The 15,756-nt window shown below is 76.2% G+C and carries 7 protein-coding genes; 3 read left to right on the top strand and 4 right to left on the bottom strand.

Annotation, left to right across the window (positions count from 1 at the left end; genetic code table 11):
* Positions 1 to 11: 11 nt before the first annotated feature.
* From IEZ31_RS23510 to IEZ31_RS23500, 3 genes are read right to left on the bottom strand one after another with little or no spacing between them, the layout of a single operon-like run.
* Positions 12 to 1,265 (bottom strand): macro domain-containing protein, encoded by a 1,254-nt coding sequence (locus IEZ31_RS23510; protein ID WP_190252105.1) that lies wholly within the window; start codon positions 1,263 to 1,265, stop codon positions 12 to 14.
* Between the two features lie 14 nt (positions 1,266 to 1,279).
* A complete protein-coding gene (locus IEZ31_RS23505; protein WP_190252104.1) occupies positions 1,280 to 4,759 on the bottom strand; it encodes a CHAT domain-containing protein in 3,480 nt (1,159 codons plus the stop codon).
* On the bottom strand, positions 4,756 to 7,530 hold the full coding sequence (locus tag IEZ31_RS23500; protein ID WP_190252103.1) for a CHAT domain-containing protein: 2,775 nt from the start codon (positions 7,528 to 7,530) through the stop codon (positions 4,756 to 4,758). Before IEZ31_RS23500 ends, IEZ31_RS23505 begins: the two co-directional genes overlap by 4 nt.
* A gap of 181 nt (positions 7,531 to 7,711) precedes the next feature.
* Here IEZ31_RS23500 and IEZ31_RS23495 point away from each other — a divergent pair, with 181 nt between their 5' ends.
* The 3 genes from IEZ31_RS23495 to IEZ31_RS23485 are packed head-to-tail and all read left to right on the top strand — an operon-like array spanning position 7,712 to position 13,438.
* A complete protein-coding gene (locus tag IEZ31_RS23495) occupies positions 7,712 to 9,154 on the top strand; it encodes an alpha/beta hydrolase (protein WP_190252102.1) in 1,443 nt (480 codons plus the stop codon).
* Positions 9,144 to 11,090 (top strand): ATP-binding protein, encoded by a 1,947-nt coding sequence (locus tag IEZ31_RS23490; RefSeq protein WP_190252101.1) that lies wholly within the window; start codon positions 9,144 to 9,146, stop codon positions 11,088 to 11,090. Before IEZ31_RS23495 ends, IEZ31_RS23490 begins: the two co-directional genes overlap by 11 nt.
* Positions 11,087 to 13,438, top strand: coding sequence for a tetratricopeptide repeat protein (locus IEZ31_RS23485; protein WP_190252100.1), 2,352 nt, complete (start codon positions 11,087 to 11,089; stop codon positions 13,436 to 13,438). The genes IEZ31_RS23490 and IEZ31_RS23485 overlap by 4 nt, the downstream gene beginning before the upstream one ends.
* 50 nt (positions 13,439 to 13,488) lie before the next feature.
* Here IEZ31_RS23485 and IEZ31_RS23480 read toward each other — a convergent pair whose 3' ends face one another.
* Positions 13,489 to 15,633, bottom strand: a complete 2,145-nt coding sequence (locus IEZ31_RS23480) for an MMPL family transporter (RefSeq protein WP_190252099.1) — start codon at positions 15,631 to 15,633, stop codon at positions 13,489 to 13,491.
* Positions 15,634 to 15,756 lie beyond the last annotated feature (123 nt).

Genomic DNA, 15,756 nt, shown 5'->3' with positions numbered 1-15,756 from the left:
CCCTGGACCGCCTATGTCCACATAGGACCGTGGGCCGCCGGGCGCAGCGCGGGATGGCCCGCGAGCGCGCCTTCGAGGGCGGCCCGCTCCGCGTCGGTGAACGCCAGGAAGTAGATGCCGCGCAGCCGGGTCCCGGGCGTCGTCGTCAGGTGGAACGCCGCCGCGTCGACCAGCTCCCCGGCGGTCGCCGGCGCGGGCGCTCCGGCCCCACCGGTGCCGAGCATCGGGAACAGGATCGTCCGCACCTCCGCGTCCTCCCGCGCCAGCCGCTCCGCCTGGGCCAGCGCGTTGGCGACGCACACGCCGACCCGGCGGACCTGCCGGAAGCCGGCACCGGGCTCGCCGTGCACGGCGGCGACGTGGATGATCCACCGGACCGCGTTGGTGCCGGCCAGGCAGCCGGAGCCGGTCACGAACGCCGCGCCCGGCGCGACCGGCCGGCGGCCGTCGACGGCCTTGGCGAGGGCGTCGGCGATCACGTCGTCGACGACGTGGCCCGCGGCGTCACGGCGGGCCCCGTTGTACCGGATGATGCTGGAGATCGAGAACTCGTTGAACCGGGCCATCTCCATGTCGGTGTTCTCGCTGTTCACCCAGATGTCGACGTCGTGGACGCGCATGATCCGGCCGGGCCGGATCCCGATGACACAGTCCGGCGGGTGCGGTGGTGCGAGCGTGAACACGGGCGGGCCCGGGTGCGCGACCGGCTCCCCGCCGGCGGGTCCGTTCCACAGCCAGGCCCGGCCCTGGAACTCCTTGACGCGGACGTCGACCGGCCGGAACTCGTCGGTCCGCAGCCCGGCGTACTCGTGGAGCTGGTCGGACACCGCGAACACCAGGTCGCTGTCCGGGCGGTCGGCGAGCGCCCCGCGCAGCGCGTCGCTGTCGACCAGCCGACCCGCCTCCACGATCGCGTCGCCGGAGAAGCCGATCGCCGCCGGGCCCAGCGGGCCGATCACGGCGGCGATCCGCAGCCGCATCCGGTCCCGGTAGCGGCGGTTGTCCTCGGCAAGCGCCTCGGCCGCCGAGCGCAGCAGCCGGGCCAGGGCGCGGTGCACGTCGAGCTCGCTGGGCAGGAAGACCACCATGCCGTCGCCCGTGCCGTGGTGGTGGGTCTCGTCGATGCGCAGGTTCAGGTCGCGCAGGACCTCGGCGACGAATGCCGCCACCCGTTGCTGCAGGTCGATCTTCTCGGGTGCGGAGCGCCGGCCGTAGCCGGCGACGTCCACGACGAAGCCCATCCGGACGGCCGTGGGGAACCCCATGACTTCAATGTAGGTCAGCGGCCCAGGTGGACGTACGGTGCCCAGACGCCGGGCCGGTCCGGCCAGCGCGCGCGCAGGTGCCGCACCGCGTCGCGCACCGCGCCCGCCAGCCGCTCCGGCCGCAGCCGGTCGCCGTCGACGACGCCGCGGTACAGCCGGTCGGCGAACCGCAGCGAGACCCGGTCGGCGACGGGCCACAGCGTGCCGACCACCTGGCCGAACCCGGCGAGGTGGAATGCGGCCGCGATGTGCACCGCCTCGGCGGCCAGATCGGCCCGCGTGCGGTTGCTGCTGCAGGCGGAGAGCACGGCGACCTGGCCGTCGAGCCGCCGGGCGGCGAGGTCGGCGACGCTCAGCGGCCCGTCGGCCAGCAGCAGGTGGCTGCGGGACGGCTGGTCGAGGTCGGCCGTCGCGTGCCCGCTGAAGTGCACCCAGCCGTGGGCGTGCAGGGCGGGCAGGACCCGGGCCGTGTCGGCGGCGTCGCCGGGCAGCGCCGTGCCGCGGGCGCCGAGCAGGGCGGCGACCCGGGCGGCCTCGGCCGCGGCGCCCGGGAGCGGGACGGCGGTGTCCGGCGCGCCGACGACGACCGCCGTGAGGTCGGCCGGGACGGGCCGGGCCCGGTGGTGCCGCAGCGCGCCGAGCGTCGGGGTGTAGCCGGCCACGACCCGGTCGTCGACGTACGGCCCGCCCGGGTGCCCCGCGGCGTGCAGCGGCAGCAGCGAGAGGACGCCGACCGGCATCCACCACAGTCGCTGCGCCGGGCCGCCGGCCGGCAGGGCGGCCAGGACCGGCTCCGCGGTGGTGTCCCAGAGCCAGGCGAGCAGGTCGCGCAGCGGCGCCGGGTCGTCGTCCGGGCCGGCGGCGAGCACGGTCCCGGCGGCAGCGACCACGTCGTCGTGGGCTAGCCCGGGCAGCGGCACGGGGCGCACCTGCCCGTCGGCGGTGACCAGGAGCGCGTCGCAGCGGTACCGGCTGGTGCTGACGACCGCGATCGGGCCCGGCGCGGCGAGCGCCCGCAGGTCGGCCTCCGACGGGGGCAGCTGGAACCGGTCGAGACCCGGCAGCCGGCGGATCTCGGCGACGAGGTCGCGCCAGGCCCGGTCGATCCCGCGCCGCCGGATGCCCTCGAGGGTGGCTGCCGCCACCCCGCTCGCCACGGGTCCGTCGGCACCGATCGCGCCGGCCACCTGCTGGAGCCGCACGGCGAGGTCCGGGAAGCGCTCGCGCAGCTCGGTCAGGTCCGTGCGCAGCTCCAGCGTGCGGGCGAGCATGACGCCGGTGCCGACCTCCAGCAGGTCCAGGGCGAGCCGGGCGTTTCCGGCGTGCAGCGCGCAGGCCGCGGCGTCGCCCGGCACCTGGGCGAAGCGGGCCAGCTCGTGCTCCTCGTCGGCCCGGTCGGTGTAGTGGGTCGCCAGCCGCGGCATGAGCCGCACCGCCAGCCCGAACTCCTCCGCCGCCAGGGTCCACTCGCCCGCGCCGGCGGCCAGCTCGCCGGCCCTCGCGGCCGTCTGCACGCGCAGCGGCACCGGGGCGACCTCGCTGCGGGCCACGTCGTGGAACAGCCGCGCCGCCTCGGCCCGGTCCGCGGCGCCGTGCCGCACCAGCAGGGTGGCCGCGAGGTTGCTCATCCGGCCGGGCAGCGCGTGGTGCCCGGCCGGCGTGGTGGCCACGGCCTCCCGCGCGGCCTCGACCGCCGCGTCGAGGGCGCCCGGCTCGCCGTGGTGCTCCCAGTGGTACCGCAGCACGAGACCGAGATTGGACAGGCGCATCGGCCGGTCCGGGTGTCCGGCGGCGGTGCGCTCGACCGCCTCCCGCGCGCAGGCGACGGCCTCGCGCATGGCCGCCGGGTCGCGGGCGCTGTCGTCCTGCCGGGCCAGCATGCCGGACAGGTTCGACAGGTACATCGGGCGATCGGGGTGGTCCGGCGGCGTCGCGGTGACCGCGGCCCGGGCCGCCTCCACCGCCTCGCCGAGCGCCGCCGGATCGCCGGTGCGCACGTAGCGGCGCCACAGCGCGCCGCCGAGGTTCGCCAGGTAGCCGACCCGGACCGGCAGGTCACCGCTCGCGGTGACGGCCTCGCGGGCGGCGGCGATCGCCTCGTCGGTCACCCGCTGCTCGCCGGTGGCCTCGGCCCACGACTGCAGCAGCACGGTCAGGTTCGACAGGTGCTGCAGGCGGTCGGCGTGGCCGGGCGGCAGCGCCTCGACCGCGTCGCGCAGCCGCGCGGCGGCCTCGGCCACGGCCTCGACGGATCCCGTGGCGACGAACCGGTCGGCGAGGGCCAGCCCGAGCGTGGACAGGGCGTTCGCCCGGTCGGCGGGGTCGGCGTACGGCGCGTCGACCAGCTCGCGGCCGAGCTCGACGGCCCGGTCGAGCAGCCCGGTGTCGCCGGTCGCGGCGGCCCGCCGCTGCCACACGACCGCGAGGCCGCCGTACGCGAGCGTCCGATGCACCGGCGCGTCCGCCGTGGCCTCGACTCCCGCCCGGTGCAGCCGCTCGGCCTCGTCGAGCGCACCCGGGTCGCCGGTGCGCTCGTACCGTTCGAGGTGGGCGCCGCCCAGGTTCACCAGGAGCGGCCCGCGGCGCGGGTCGTCCTCGCCCAGCGCGTCCAGCGCCGCCCGCCCGGCCGCCGTGATCAGCGCGAACGTCGCCTCGTCCGGGGCGTCGCGGTAACCGTCGGTCAGGGCGGTCACGAGGTTGCTCAGCCACAGGTGCCGCAGCGGGCCGGGGTGGTCGGCGGCGACGGTCAGCGCCTCGACGGCGGCGCGCAGATCCCGCGCGTCGCGGCCGGCCCGGTAGCGCGAGAGCAGGGTCAGCCCGAGGTTCCCGGCGGTGCTCGCCCGTCCGGCGGAGCCGGCCGGCAGGTGGCGCAGCGTCTCGCGGCCGATGTCGATCGCCTCCTCGGCGACCTCGGGATCGCCGGCGCGCTCGTAGGCCATCCGCAGGGCCAGCACCCGGTTGCCGGCCACGACCGACCAGAAGTCGTCCTCCGGGGTCGGCAGCTCGAACGCGCGCCCGGTCAGGGCGAGGGCCTCGTCGACGTCGCCCCGGTCGCCGGAGCGCCCGGCCCGGTCGAGCAGCAGGCCGGCCAGGCTGGCCAGCCGCGCCGGCCGGAGCAGGTCGTCGTCGCAGGTGTCGACGGCGGCGCGGGCGGCGTCGACGGCCGCGCCGAGGTGCGCGTCGTCGCCGGTGACGAGGAACCGGACGTGCAGGGCGCTGGCGAGGTTCAGGTAGCGCCCCGAGGTCGCCCGTACGTCGAGCGCGCACCGCAGCTCCGCGACCGCCTCCGCCGCTACGTCCGGCTCGCCGGTGCGCTCGGCCAGCATGCGCAGCGCGACGCCGAGGTTCGCCGCCAGGGCGCCCGGTTCCGTGTCCGCCGCCGCCTTCGCCGCGCGGAACAGTGCGATGCTGCGGCGCAGCAGCGCGTCGTCGGCGCCGGGCTCGCTGCGGGCGCGGACCAGCAGCTCCGCTGCCTCGCGGACGGTCTCGCTCATCCGGCCTCCCCCGGGTGCCCGTCGCCGAGCAGGATGAACCCGGCCCATTCGCGCGGGTGGCGGTACACCTGGGGATGGCTCTGCCGCACCTGCCGCTTGGCCCGCCAGAGCGCGTCCGCCGGCGCGTGGCCGGCGCGCAGGTGGTCGTGCAGGCGCCGCATCAGCCGGCGGGTCGGCCGGTCGGCGACCGGCCACAGGCTCACGACCAGGCTGCGGGCCCCGGCGTAGAACAGGGCCCGGCTCATGCCGACCAGGCCCTCGCCGGCGCGGATCCGGCCGGTCGCGGTCTCGCAGGCCGAGCACACCACGACCTGGGCGTCGAGGCGCAGGTCGAACATCTCCGCGGCGCGCAACACCGCGCCGCCGGCCAGGGTCAGGCCCGAGTCGAGCGGGTCCCGGTCGTCGACGACGCCGTGCGTGGCGAAGTGGACCACCCGGTGACCCGCGCTCTCGCGCCGTACGAGGGCCTTCGTCAGCTCCCGGCCGGTCCAGGCCCGGGCGCCGGGGCCGTACTCGGCGGCGATCTCGACGACCTCCCGGGTGCCCGGCAGGTGCTCATCCAGCCCGAACCCGGCGAACGGCCGCCGCGACCAGCTCGCCGGCCGATCGGCCCGGCGTTCGCGCAGGTCGGCGCCGACGGTCACCGATGGCAGGTAGGACACGGCGATCCGGTCGCCCAGGCAGCCCGCACGGTACGGCAGCAGCTCGAACGGCAGGTAGGCCAGCGGCCCGGCGGGCACGACGACGAGCTGTCGCACGCCGTCCAGCAGCTGCGCCGGCGCGATGAGCAGCTCCGCCAGCTCGGCGGCGCCGGGCACGCCGTCCGCCGCCTCGTCGCCGGTGGCGCAGGCGCGCAGGACCGCCTCGACCAGGCCGCGGATCCGGTCCTCGGTCGCCCGGACGGGCAGCACCGCGCAGCCGGTGCGGCGGACCGCCCACGCGACGCAGAAGCCGGCGTCCACGTGGTACGCGAGCAGCAGCGTCGCGTCGTCGAGCAGCGCCCGCGCGCCGGTCAGGTCCACCGGGCTCGGTTCGCGGAGCTGGGCGTACGCCGGGAACTCCCGCCGGATCCGCAGCTGCACCCGTTCGAGCTGCTCCGCCAGGTCGTGGTCGTCGTCGCGGCCGTGCTGCCGCGCGTGGTGCAGTCGCGCCTCGATCCGCCGCTGCTCGGCCAGCAGCTCGCGCTGCGTCTCGCCGCGCGGCCGCAGGTCGAGCCGCCGCTGCTGGAGCAGGTCGGCCAGGGCCCGGCCCCGGCCCTGCTCGGCGACCGCGAACGCCCGTTCGGCGTCACCCGGCCCGTCCCGGGTCAGCAGCGCGCGAATCAGCCCGGAGTACGGCCGCTGGTGCAGCGCGAAGACCTCCTCCCGGGCGAGCGGCAGCCCGGCGCGGGTCCGCATCGACTCGACGACCGACACCGCCTCGGCGTAGTGCCGCACGGCCCGGTCGGCGTCGCCCGCTTCGGTGTACAGCACGGCGAGGTTCACCAGGTCGGCGACGGTCGACGCGGCCAGCGGCGTCTGCCGGCGGTCGATGGCGAGCGCGGCCCGCGCCCACCGGATCGCGACGCCGGGCGCGCCCCGCTCGTTGGCGATCACGGCGAGGGTGCCGTAGCCGCTCGCGGTGTGGTGGGATTGTGGCGCGACGCGCAGCGAGATCTCCAGCGCCCGCCGGGTGAGGTCGCGGGCGGTGTCGAGGTCGTGCTCGTCCAGGGCCAGCGCGGCGAGGTTGTTGAGGTCGCGGGCGGTCTCCAGGGACAGCGGCGCCACCGCCTCGTCGATCCGCAACGCCTCGGTGAACCCGCGCCGCGCCTCCTCCCGGCGGCCGGCCTGGTGGTCCAGCTCGGCGAGGTTGTTCAGCCGCACGGCGGTGCGTTGCGACAGCGGGGCGACGCGGCGGCTGATCTGCACGGCCCGGGACAGGTAGCCGCGGCACCGGTCGAGGTCGCCGCGCTCGCGGTACACCCGGGCGATGTTGTTGAGGTCGGCGGCGGTCTCCGCGCCGTCCGGCGCGATCCGCTGGTCGATGTCGAGCGCCCGCAGGTACTGCCGCAGCGCCTCGTCCAGGTTGCCGGTGAGCCGGTGCACGTAGCCGACGTTGACCAGCTCCCGTGCGGTCTCGAACGAGCCGGGATCGTGCGCCTCGTGGAAGGCGAGCGCCGCCGCGTAGTGGCCGCGTGCCTCCTCGAGGTCGCCGTACTCGATGAGCACGGAGGCGATGAGGCTGCGGTCGGTCGCCGCCGCGGCCGGGTCGACGCGCTCGTCGATCTCCAGCGCCCGCCGGAAGAAGGCCAGCGCGTCGTCGAGCCGGCCCAGCGCGAGCAGCGCCGTGCCGGTGTTGCTCAGGTAGCTGCCGATCGCGTCCGGCGGCGGGTCGATCCGGCCGGCGATCTCCAGCGCCTCACGGTAGCGCCGCAACGCGCCGCGCTGGTCACCGCGAGCCCGCGCGACCGCGCCGAGGTTGTTGACGAACTTCGCCTCGTCCGTCCCGCCGGGATCCCGCTCCCGGCTGAGCCGGAGGGCGGCGGTGAAGTGCCGCTCCGCCTCGTCGTGCCACGACTGCCCGAGCGTGAGGACACCGAGCATGTCGTGCAGGTACACCACGAACCGGATGTGGTCGTCGGTGCCCTCGGCCGCGAGCGCCCGCTCGGCCGGCGGCAACGCGGCCCGGTAACACCCGACGGCGCCCCGGTCGTCGTGCCGGTCGGCGAGCGCCCGGCCCTGCCGAGCGTGCGCGACGGCGGTGGCCAGGTCGTCGCCGGACTCCTCCGCCACGGCCGAACCGTAACCCGGCCCCGCGCCGCGGGCAATCGCCCGTCCGCCCGCTCCCGCGACCTGGAACGCGGTGGGCCGACCGGACACATCGGCTCGGACGTCCGGTTGAAAGCGGTGCGCGCCCACCTGCCGGTGCCCGGCCGGGACGGGCACAATGACCGGGCCGACCAAGGACGGGGCGATGACCGAGGCAATCACGGACGTAGTTGTGGTGATCCCCGGCATCACCGGCTCGACGCTGGTCCGGCGCGGCAACGGCCGGACCGTGCCGGTCTGGGCGCCGAGCGTGGGCGCGCTCGGCGCGGCGGTGCGCACCTTCGGGCGCAGCGTCACCCGGCTGCGGCTGGACGAGGTGCCCGAGGACGGGCCGGCCGACGACGGGATCGAGGCCGCGGCGCTCGTGCCCGACCTGCACGTCATCCCCGGCGTGTGGACCGTGCAGCTGGGGTACAGCCGGCTCGTGTCCTGGCTGACCCGGACCTTCCACCTGTTCGAGTACGACCGGAGCACCCCACCGGCGCAGCAGCACCCGGTGCCGAACTTCGTGCGCTTCCCGTACGACTGGCGGCTTTCGAACCGGTACAACGCGCGGCTGCTGCAGGAGACCGTCGAGCCCGTGCTCCACGCCTGGCGCGCGCAGGGCGGGCCGTTCCGCCAGGCCCGCCTGGTCCTCGTCGCCCATTCGATGGGCGGGCTGGTCGCCCGGTGGTATGCGGAGCGGCTCGGCGGCGCCGAGTTCGTCCGCGCGGTGGTGACGATCGGCACGCCGCACCGCGGGTCGGCCAACGCCCTCGACAGCATCGTGAACGGCGTGCGCAGGGGGCTGGGCCCCATCGCCCTCGACCTCACGGACGCCGTGCGCAGCTTCCCGTCGATGTACGAGCTGCTGCCCGCCTATCGGTGCGTCCACGTCGACGCCGGGCTCCGGGCCCCGCACGAGACGACGCTGCCGAACCTCGACCGGCAGCGGGCGACCCGGGCCCGGGAAGCGTTCCACGACCTGCTGCACCCGGCGCCGGCGCACGGCTCGACCGGCTACGACCTGCACACGATCGTCGGCATCAGGCAGCCCACCCGCACGACCGTGCGGCTCGACGGCGGCGAGCTGCTGCTGTCGGACCTGATCGACGGCCAGGACCTCGGCGGTGACGGGACCGTGCCCCGGCTGGCCGCGTCTCCTCCCGGCGTCCTGCTCGACGCGCCCTCCATCGTCGGCGTCAGCGAGCAGCACGGCTCGCTGCAGCACCACGACCACACCTTCGAGCAGCTCTACACCGTGCTGACCGGGACGCGCCGCGTGTACCTCGACGCCGACGCCGACGCCGCCCGGCTGGGTGTCGAGGTCGCCCCGACGCACCTGACCGGCGAGGCGGTCCAGGTCCGGGTCGCGGCGTCGAGCGGCAACGTGCGGCTGCGCGCCACCGTCTCCGACGAGACCGGCACCGTCGTCGGCTCCAGCCTGCTGTGGCGCGACGAGCCCGGGAGCTTCTCCGCGTCGTTCGACCCGCTGCCGGCCGGTGGCTACGTCATCGCGGTCGACCGCGACGGCCCGGACGCCAATCCCGCCACTCCGGTCACCGCCGCGACGCTGGTGTGGGACCCGGCGGCCGCCGATGACGAGTAGCCCGCCGGAGGAGCCGCGCGAGCTCGCGGTCGTCGGCGTGGCCATGGGCAAGTACCAGCACGCCGACAAGTACCCGCTGCTGGCCAACACGGTGCCGCTGCTGCGGGCGGTCGCCGAGTGCCTGTCGGCCCAGTCGCGCGTCATCGCCGACGCGCCGATGCAGGAGCTGCGCGACGAGCTCGACCAGGCGCTGCCGGGCGGCGGGCTGCACGGGCGCAGCCTCATCCTGGTCTGGTCCGGCCACGGCGCCAGCGTCCATGGCGACCTGCGCCTCATCACCCGCGACACCGCCCGGTCGAACCAGAACGGCACCTACCCGCCCAGCGCGCTCGCCGAGCTGGCCGTCGAGTCGGGCGCCGAGCAGATCCTGCTGATCATCGACACCTGCCACGCGGGGGCGGGCGTGGTGCCGGTCCTGACGACCGTGCGCAAGGCCACCGACGCCGCGATGCAAACGCCGGTGGTCTGGATCGGGGTCCTCGCCGCGTCGATGAGCTACACCAAGGCCCGGGAGGGGGCGCTGCTGGGCCACCTGCGGGCCATGCTGGCCAGCGGGCCCTCGACGCCGGCCCTGGCGCCGGTGTGGAACCCGCACACCCGCTTCCTCCGCGGCGACGAGCTCCTGTTCGGACTGGTGCAGGAGTGGAAGGGCGACGCGCGGCACAAGCTCGACCAGGCGACGCAGGGGCACCCCGGCCTGCTGCTGCCGAACCCGCGGTACCAGCCGGGAGGGGAGGTGCTGGTCGCGCACCTGCTCGCCGCGTCGCGCGGCGCCGACCCCGGTGAGCAGGCCTGGTACTTCAGCGGCCGCAAGGACGTCCTGCGACCGCTGGTCGAGCGCATCCGCGAACCGGAGCCCGGCATCGTCGTCGTCACCGGCCCCGGCGGGTGCGGCAAGTCGGCCGTCCTCGGCCGCCTGGCCGCGCTGTCGGACGCCGGGGAGCGGGCCAACGTCCTGCGGTACGCGCCGCTGGGCGCCGACGACCCCGATCCCGGCCCGCATTCGGTCAGCGCGAACCTCAACCTGCGCAACAAGACACCGGACGACCTCGTCGCCGAACTCGGCGCGCAGCTCGGCGAGCCGGACGCCCGCACCATCTGGGCGCTCATGGACCTGGCGAGCCGGCGTCCAAGGCCCCCGGTCATCATCGTCGACGGGCTCGACGAGGCCGGCACCGAGGCGCGCCGCCTCGCCACGGCGATCGGCCGCCTCAGCGAGGTCTGCTGCGTGCTCGTCGCGACCCGGCCGTTCGAGGCGGGCGCCGCGCTGGCCGGCCAGGTGGAGTCGCTGCCACAGGCGCTCGCGGCACCGTCGACGACGGTGGTCGATCTGGGCGACGTCGACGCGGCGACGGTCCGGGCCGACGTCGAGGAGTACGTCCACCGGCGGCTCGCCGGGCTGCACCACCGGCGTGCCGTGGCGCCCATCGCCGACCTCGCCATGGCGGACGAACAGGGCGGCAGCTTCCTGCTCGCCCGGGTGCTCACCGCCCACGTGGACGACGCGGCCGGCGACGCGCGGCTCCCCGCCTCGATCGAGGAGGCGTTCGACCTCGATCTGGGCCGCTGGCCCGAGCTGCGCCGCGACGGGCGGCCGGTGCCCGGCGCCGCCCGGGACCTGATGTACGCGCTCGCCTTCGCCGCCGGCAACGGCTTCCCGGCGCGCGACGTCTGGCCGGCCGCGGCCACCGCGCTGCGCAACGACGGCTTCGAGTTCCGCGAGTCGGACATCTACACGCTGCTCGGCGAGCTCGGCGAGAACTACGGCCGCTACGTCATCTCCTCGAGCGAGGACGAGCAGGCGGTCTACCGGCTCTACCACCGCCGGCTGGTCGACCACCTGCGGGGCACCGTCGAGATCGAGGACAAGCGGGCGGGCCGGGTCTTCGAGGCGCTCCGGTCGCTCGCCGAGCGCCAGCTGCGGGACGCGGCATGAGTGGTCGCATCAACCCGTACCTGGAGCGCTACCTCGGCGAGCACGCGAGCCGGGCCGGGCGGCCCGGCCTGGACGGCCTGCGCGAGCTCGCGGCGCGCCATCCCGCGCTGACCGACCGGCTCGGCGAGGCGCTGGAGGCCGCGGCGCTCGACTACCGGCTGGCCGGCCGCCTCGACGACGCGGTGGGCACCGGCCGCGAGGCGGTCCAGGTGCTGTCCGAGCTGCCGGCCAGCCCGGCCCGGTCGAACCTGCTGCTGGCGGCCCTGGAGGGACTGGCGGCGTCGTACGCCGCGCTGGGCGACGTCGAACGCGGCGAGCAGACCATCATGGAGCTGGACCGGCTGCGCCGCCGCCTGTCCGCCGGGCCGGCGTCCGACACGGTCCGGTCACACAGCTTCGCCTCCGACAGGGCATGGCAGGCCCCGTCGCAGGCCCTCGAGACGCTGCGCCGGCGCGTCCGCATCTACGAGCGCCTCGCGGCGACCGACCCGGGGCACTGGCCCGAGCTGGCCGGCGCGCTGGACGACCTGGCCGAGGCGCTCGCCGCCGCGGGTGAACGGCACGCGGCCGCGCGCGTGGCCGAGCAGCACGTCGAGGTGTGCCGCGACCTGCGCCGGGTCGGGGCCGCCGACGAGCACGCGCTCGCGGCCGCCCTGACGGGCGCCGCACGGCTGCAGTTCGACGCCGGCCGGCCGCGCCGCGCCGCGTCCTTCGCCGCGCAGGCGATCGAGATGTACCGCGCGCTGCCGTCCGGCCCGGCGACGACCGACGGGCTGGCGACCGCGCTCGCCGTCCAGGGTCTCGTGCACAGCGACAGCGGCGAGGCCCGCGCCGCGGTCCGCTGCCTGCAGGAGGCGGTGGAGCTGCGCCGGGACCTGCCGCCCGAGGTGGCCGAGACCGAGGACGCCCGCCGCCGGCTCGCCCTCGCCCTGCACGACCTCGGCGTCGTGCTCAGCGAGAGCGGCGAACGGCTCGACGCGATCCGCCCGGCGACCGAGGCCGTCGGCCTCATGCGCCAGCTCACCGCCGACGGCCCGTCGTCGGTCCAGCTCGCCGGCATGCTCGTGACGCTGGCGCAGCGGTACCGCGACGTCGGCCGGTTCGCCCAAGCGGTCGCCCTGTGCGAGGAGGCCGTCAGCGTGACCCGGGGCCAGGACGGCGGCGGTACCACCGGTGTCCTGGCGCTGGCCCTCGACACGCTCGGCGCGCTGTACCAGGACACGTCCGACTACGCCGCGGCGGTCCCGGCCGCCGAGGAGGCGGTCACGCTCCTGCGGACGCTCGCGGACGACCGGGACGACGACGTGGCGCTGGCGTCCGCGCTGAACAACCTCGCCAGCGCGTACCGGCGGACCGGCCGGGCCGAAGAGAGCCGCACCGCCGCCGTGGAGGCGGTGGCGATGGTGCGCGCCATCGCCGGCGTGCGGCCCGCGTACCGGACGAACCTCGCCGTCGCGTTGAACAACCTCGCCGGCGCGGACGCCGAGGACGGCCGGCTGGAGTCCGCGGCCCGCGCCGCCGACGAGGGCCTCGCGCTGTGCCGGGAACTGGCCGGCGCCGACCCGGGAAACACCCCGCTGCTCATGGCGGCCCTGGCCACGACCGCCCGGATCTTCCTGGGCCTGGGCCGGCTGGCCGAAGCGGCCGCGTCCGCCGAGGAGGCGGTGGCGACGGCGCGGGCGCTCGCCGCGGACAACCCGGCCGCCTTCGCGATGGAGCTGGCCCGATGCACGCTGGACCTGAGCCGGGTGCGTGGCGCCGCCGGCGACCTGGAGAACGCGGCTGCCCTCGCGGAGTCCGTCGTCGCGACGTTCGCCGAACACGGTGACCGGCGCGGCCTGCTGGAGTGTCACCAGCACCTCGGTGCGCTCGCGATGCGGCGCGGCCGGCCGGACGAGGCCGAGACGCACCACCGCTCCGCCGCCGACCTGGCCGTCGAGCTGGACGACCGAGCGGCGGCCGCCACGGCCAACCTCGCGCTGGCGCGCATCGCCGCCGACCGGGGCGACGTCGATCAGGCGTATGAGTACGGCGCCGAGGCGCTCGCGGCGGCGGAGGAGGCCGGAGAGCTCCGCCCGCGGGCGGACGCGGCCAGCCTCCTCGGCACGCTCGTGCGGGCGGCCGGGGACCCGGCGACCGCGGTCGTCCTGCACATCCACGCCATGATGCTGCACCTCGCCGACGACGACACCGGCTGCGCCCGGGACGAGGCCAGGCAACTGCGCGATCTCCGCACGACGCTCGGCGGGCCCCGGTTCGACGAGGCCGCGATCGCCCGGCTGGACGCGCAGGACGTCCCCGTCGTGCACCAGCTGATCGACGACCTGACGAGATCGCCGGACGACTGAGACCGCGCAGCACCGCGGCGTTGTCGTCGCGGTGCTGCGCGGACGGCTTGTCAGGGCTGGTGCACCACCTCGCGGGCCGGGGGCGCCTCCGGCCCGACCGGCGACCGGCCGGGGCCCGACGAGCCGGGCAGCAGGCGGTCCAGCCACCCCGGGAGCCACCAGTTCGCCCGGCCCAGCAGCGTCATCGTCGCCGGGACCAGGACCATGCGGACCACCGTGGCGTCCACGAAGATGGCGGTGGCCAGGCCCAGGCCGAACATCTTCGTCGACGGGTCCTCGGCGAAGGAGAACGACAGGAAGACCGCCACCATGATGAGGGCCGCCGACGTGATCACCCGGGCCGTGCCCGCGACGCCCTCCACGACCGAGGCGGCGTTGTCGCCGGTGCGCTGGTACTCCTCGCGGACGCGGGAGAGCAGGAACACCTCGTAGTCCATCGACAGGCCGAACAGGATCGCGAACAGGAACATCGGGATGAACGACACGATCGGTACCGTCGACTCCAGGCCGATGAGCGAGCCGCCCCAGCCCCACTGGAACACCGCGACCAGCACGCCGTAGGAGGCGCCGATGCTCAGCAGGTTGAGCAGCACCGCCTTCAGCGGGACCAGGACCGAGCGGAAGACCAGCAGCAGCAGGACGAACGACAGCGCCAGGACGGCCGCCACGAAGAACGGGAGGCGTTCGCTGGTGCGCCGGCCCACGTCCGACAGGGCGGCCGCGGCGCCGCCGACGTGCGCGGAGGCCGGGCCGGCGCCGACGACCCCGGGCAGGACCGTCGCGCGGAGCCGGGACACCGTGTCGGCGGTCGCCCGGTCCTGCGGGCCCGTGGTCGGGAACACCACCAGCGTGGCGACCCCGGCCGCGGCGTCGACCTGCGGCGGGGCGACCGACGCGATGCCCGGGTCGGCCGCGACGGCCGTGGCGAGGCGGTCGGCCACGCCCGGGTCGCCGGCCAGGTCGACGGCGATGACGAGCGGGCCGTTGGTGCCCGGGCCGAACGCCGCGGCGACGAGATCGTAGGCCTGGCGCTCGGTGCGGCTCGCCGGCATCGAGCCGTCGTCGGGCAGGCCGACCCGCAGGGCGAACAGCGGCAGGGTCGCGGCCACGAGCAGGGCGGTCGCGCCGAGCGCGTACAGCGCCGGGTGGCGGTTGACGTGCCGGATCCACGGCCGCCAGCCGACGCCGCGGGCGACACGCAGCCCGCGGGACCGGGCCAGCCGCGCACCCGCCAGGCCGAGGAACGCGGGCAGCAGGGTCACCGACGCGACCACCATCACCAGCACGACGATGGAGACGGCGAGCCCGCCGATCGTCATGAACGGCACGTTCGCGACCGCCATGCCGAGGATCGAGACGACGACGGTACCGCCGGCGAACACCACCGGGCGTCCGGCCGTGGCGACCGCCAGTCCCGCGGCCTCATGGTGTTCGACGCCTTGCCCGAGGTACTCCCGATGCCGGGCGAGCACGAAGAGCGCGTAGTCGATGCCCACCCCGAGGCCGACCATGCTGCCGAGCACCGGGGCGAACGTCGGGATCTGGATCGCGCCGGCCAGGACCGTCATCGTGGACACGCCGACGGTCAGCCCGAACAGGGCCATGCCGATCGGGAGCGCGGCGGCCACGAGCGAGCCGAACGCCAGGAACAGGATCGCGGCCGCGGCCAGCAGGCCGATCAGCTCACCGATGCCGGCACCGGCGTCGGAGAAGGCGTAGAAGAGGTCGCCGCCCATCTCGATGCGCAGGGGCAACTCGCCACGCAGGCGCTCGACCAGGCCGACGAGGGCGTCGAGGTCGGCGGCGCTGAGCTGGTCCTGCTCGGGGTACTGCACGCGCACCACGGCGACGCGGCCGTCCGGCGAGACGAGCCCGGCGGTGCCGACGACGTGCGGCAGGCGGCGGATCTCGTCCTGGAGGCGGGCCAGGGCCTCCTTCGGCACCGGCGTCCCGGCCGCCGTGGGGGTGACGACGACCTGCGCGGTCATCCCCTGCTCGCCGGTGCCGGCCCGCTCGATGAGCGCGGCGGCCTGCTGCGAGTCCAGGCCGGGGGCGCTCATCTCGTCGGCGGTCCGCCCGCCGAGGGTGGCCGCGGCGACCACCGCGACCACGGCGGCGAGCAGCCAGGCCGCGATCACCCGCCACGGATGGCGGGCGGCGCTCCCGCCCAGGCGGGAGAGGGCATTCGACAGCATCGGGTTCCTCCAAGTCACGGTTTGTGTCACCGCCGAGGTTCGCCGTCGCGGCGCCGCCGGACATCGGCGCGGAAGCCGCCGTTGCGCCCGTCCCCGGGCCGAGCGGCGCACCGTCCTTTCGGC

The organism is Dactylosporangium sucinum, assembly GCF_014647515.1.
Taxonomy (GTDB): Bacteria; Actinomycetota; Actinomycetes; order Mycobacteriales; family Micromonosporaceae; genus Dactylosporangium; species Dactylosporangium sucinum.
This window is presented reverse-complemented; position numbering and strand designations above follow the sequence as displayed.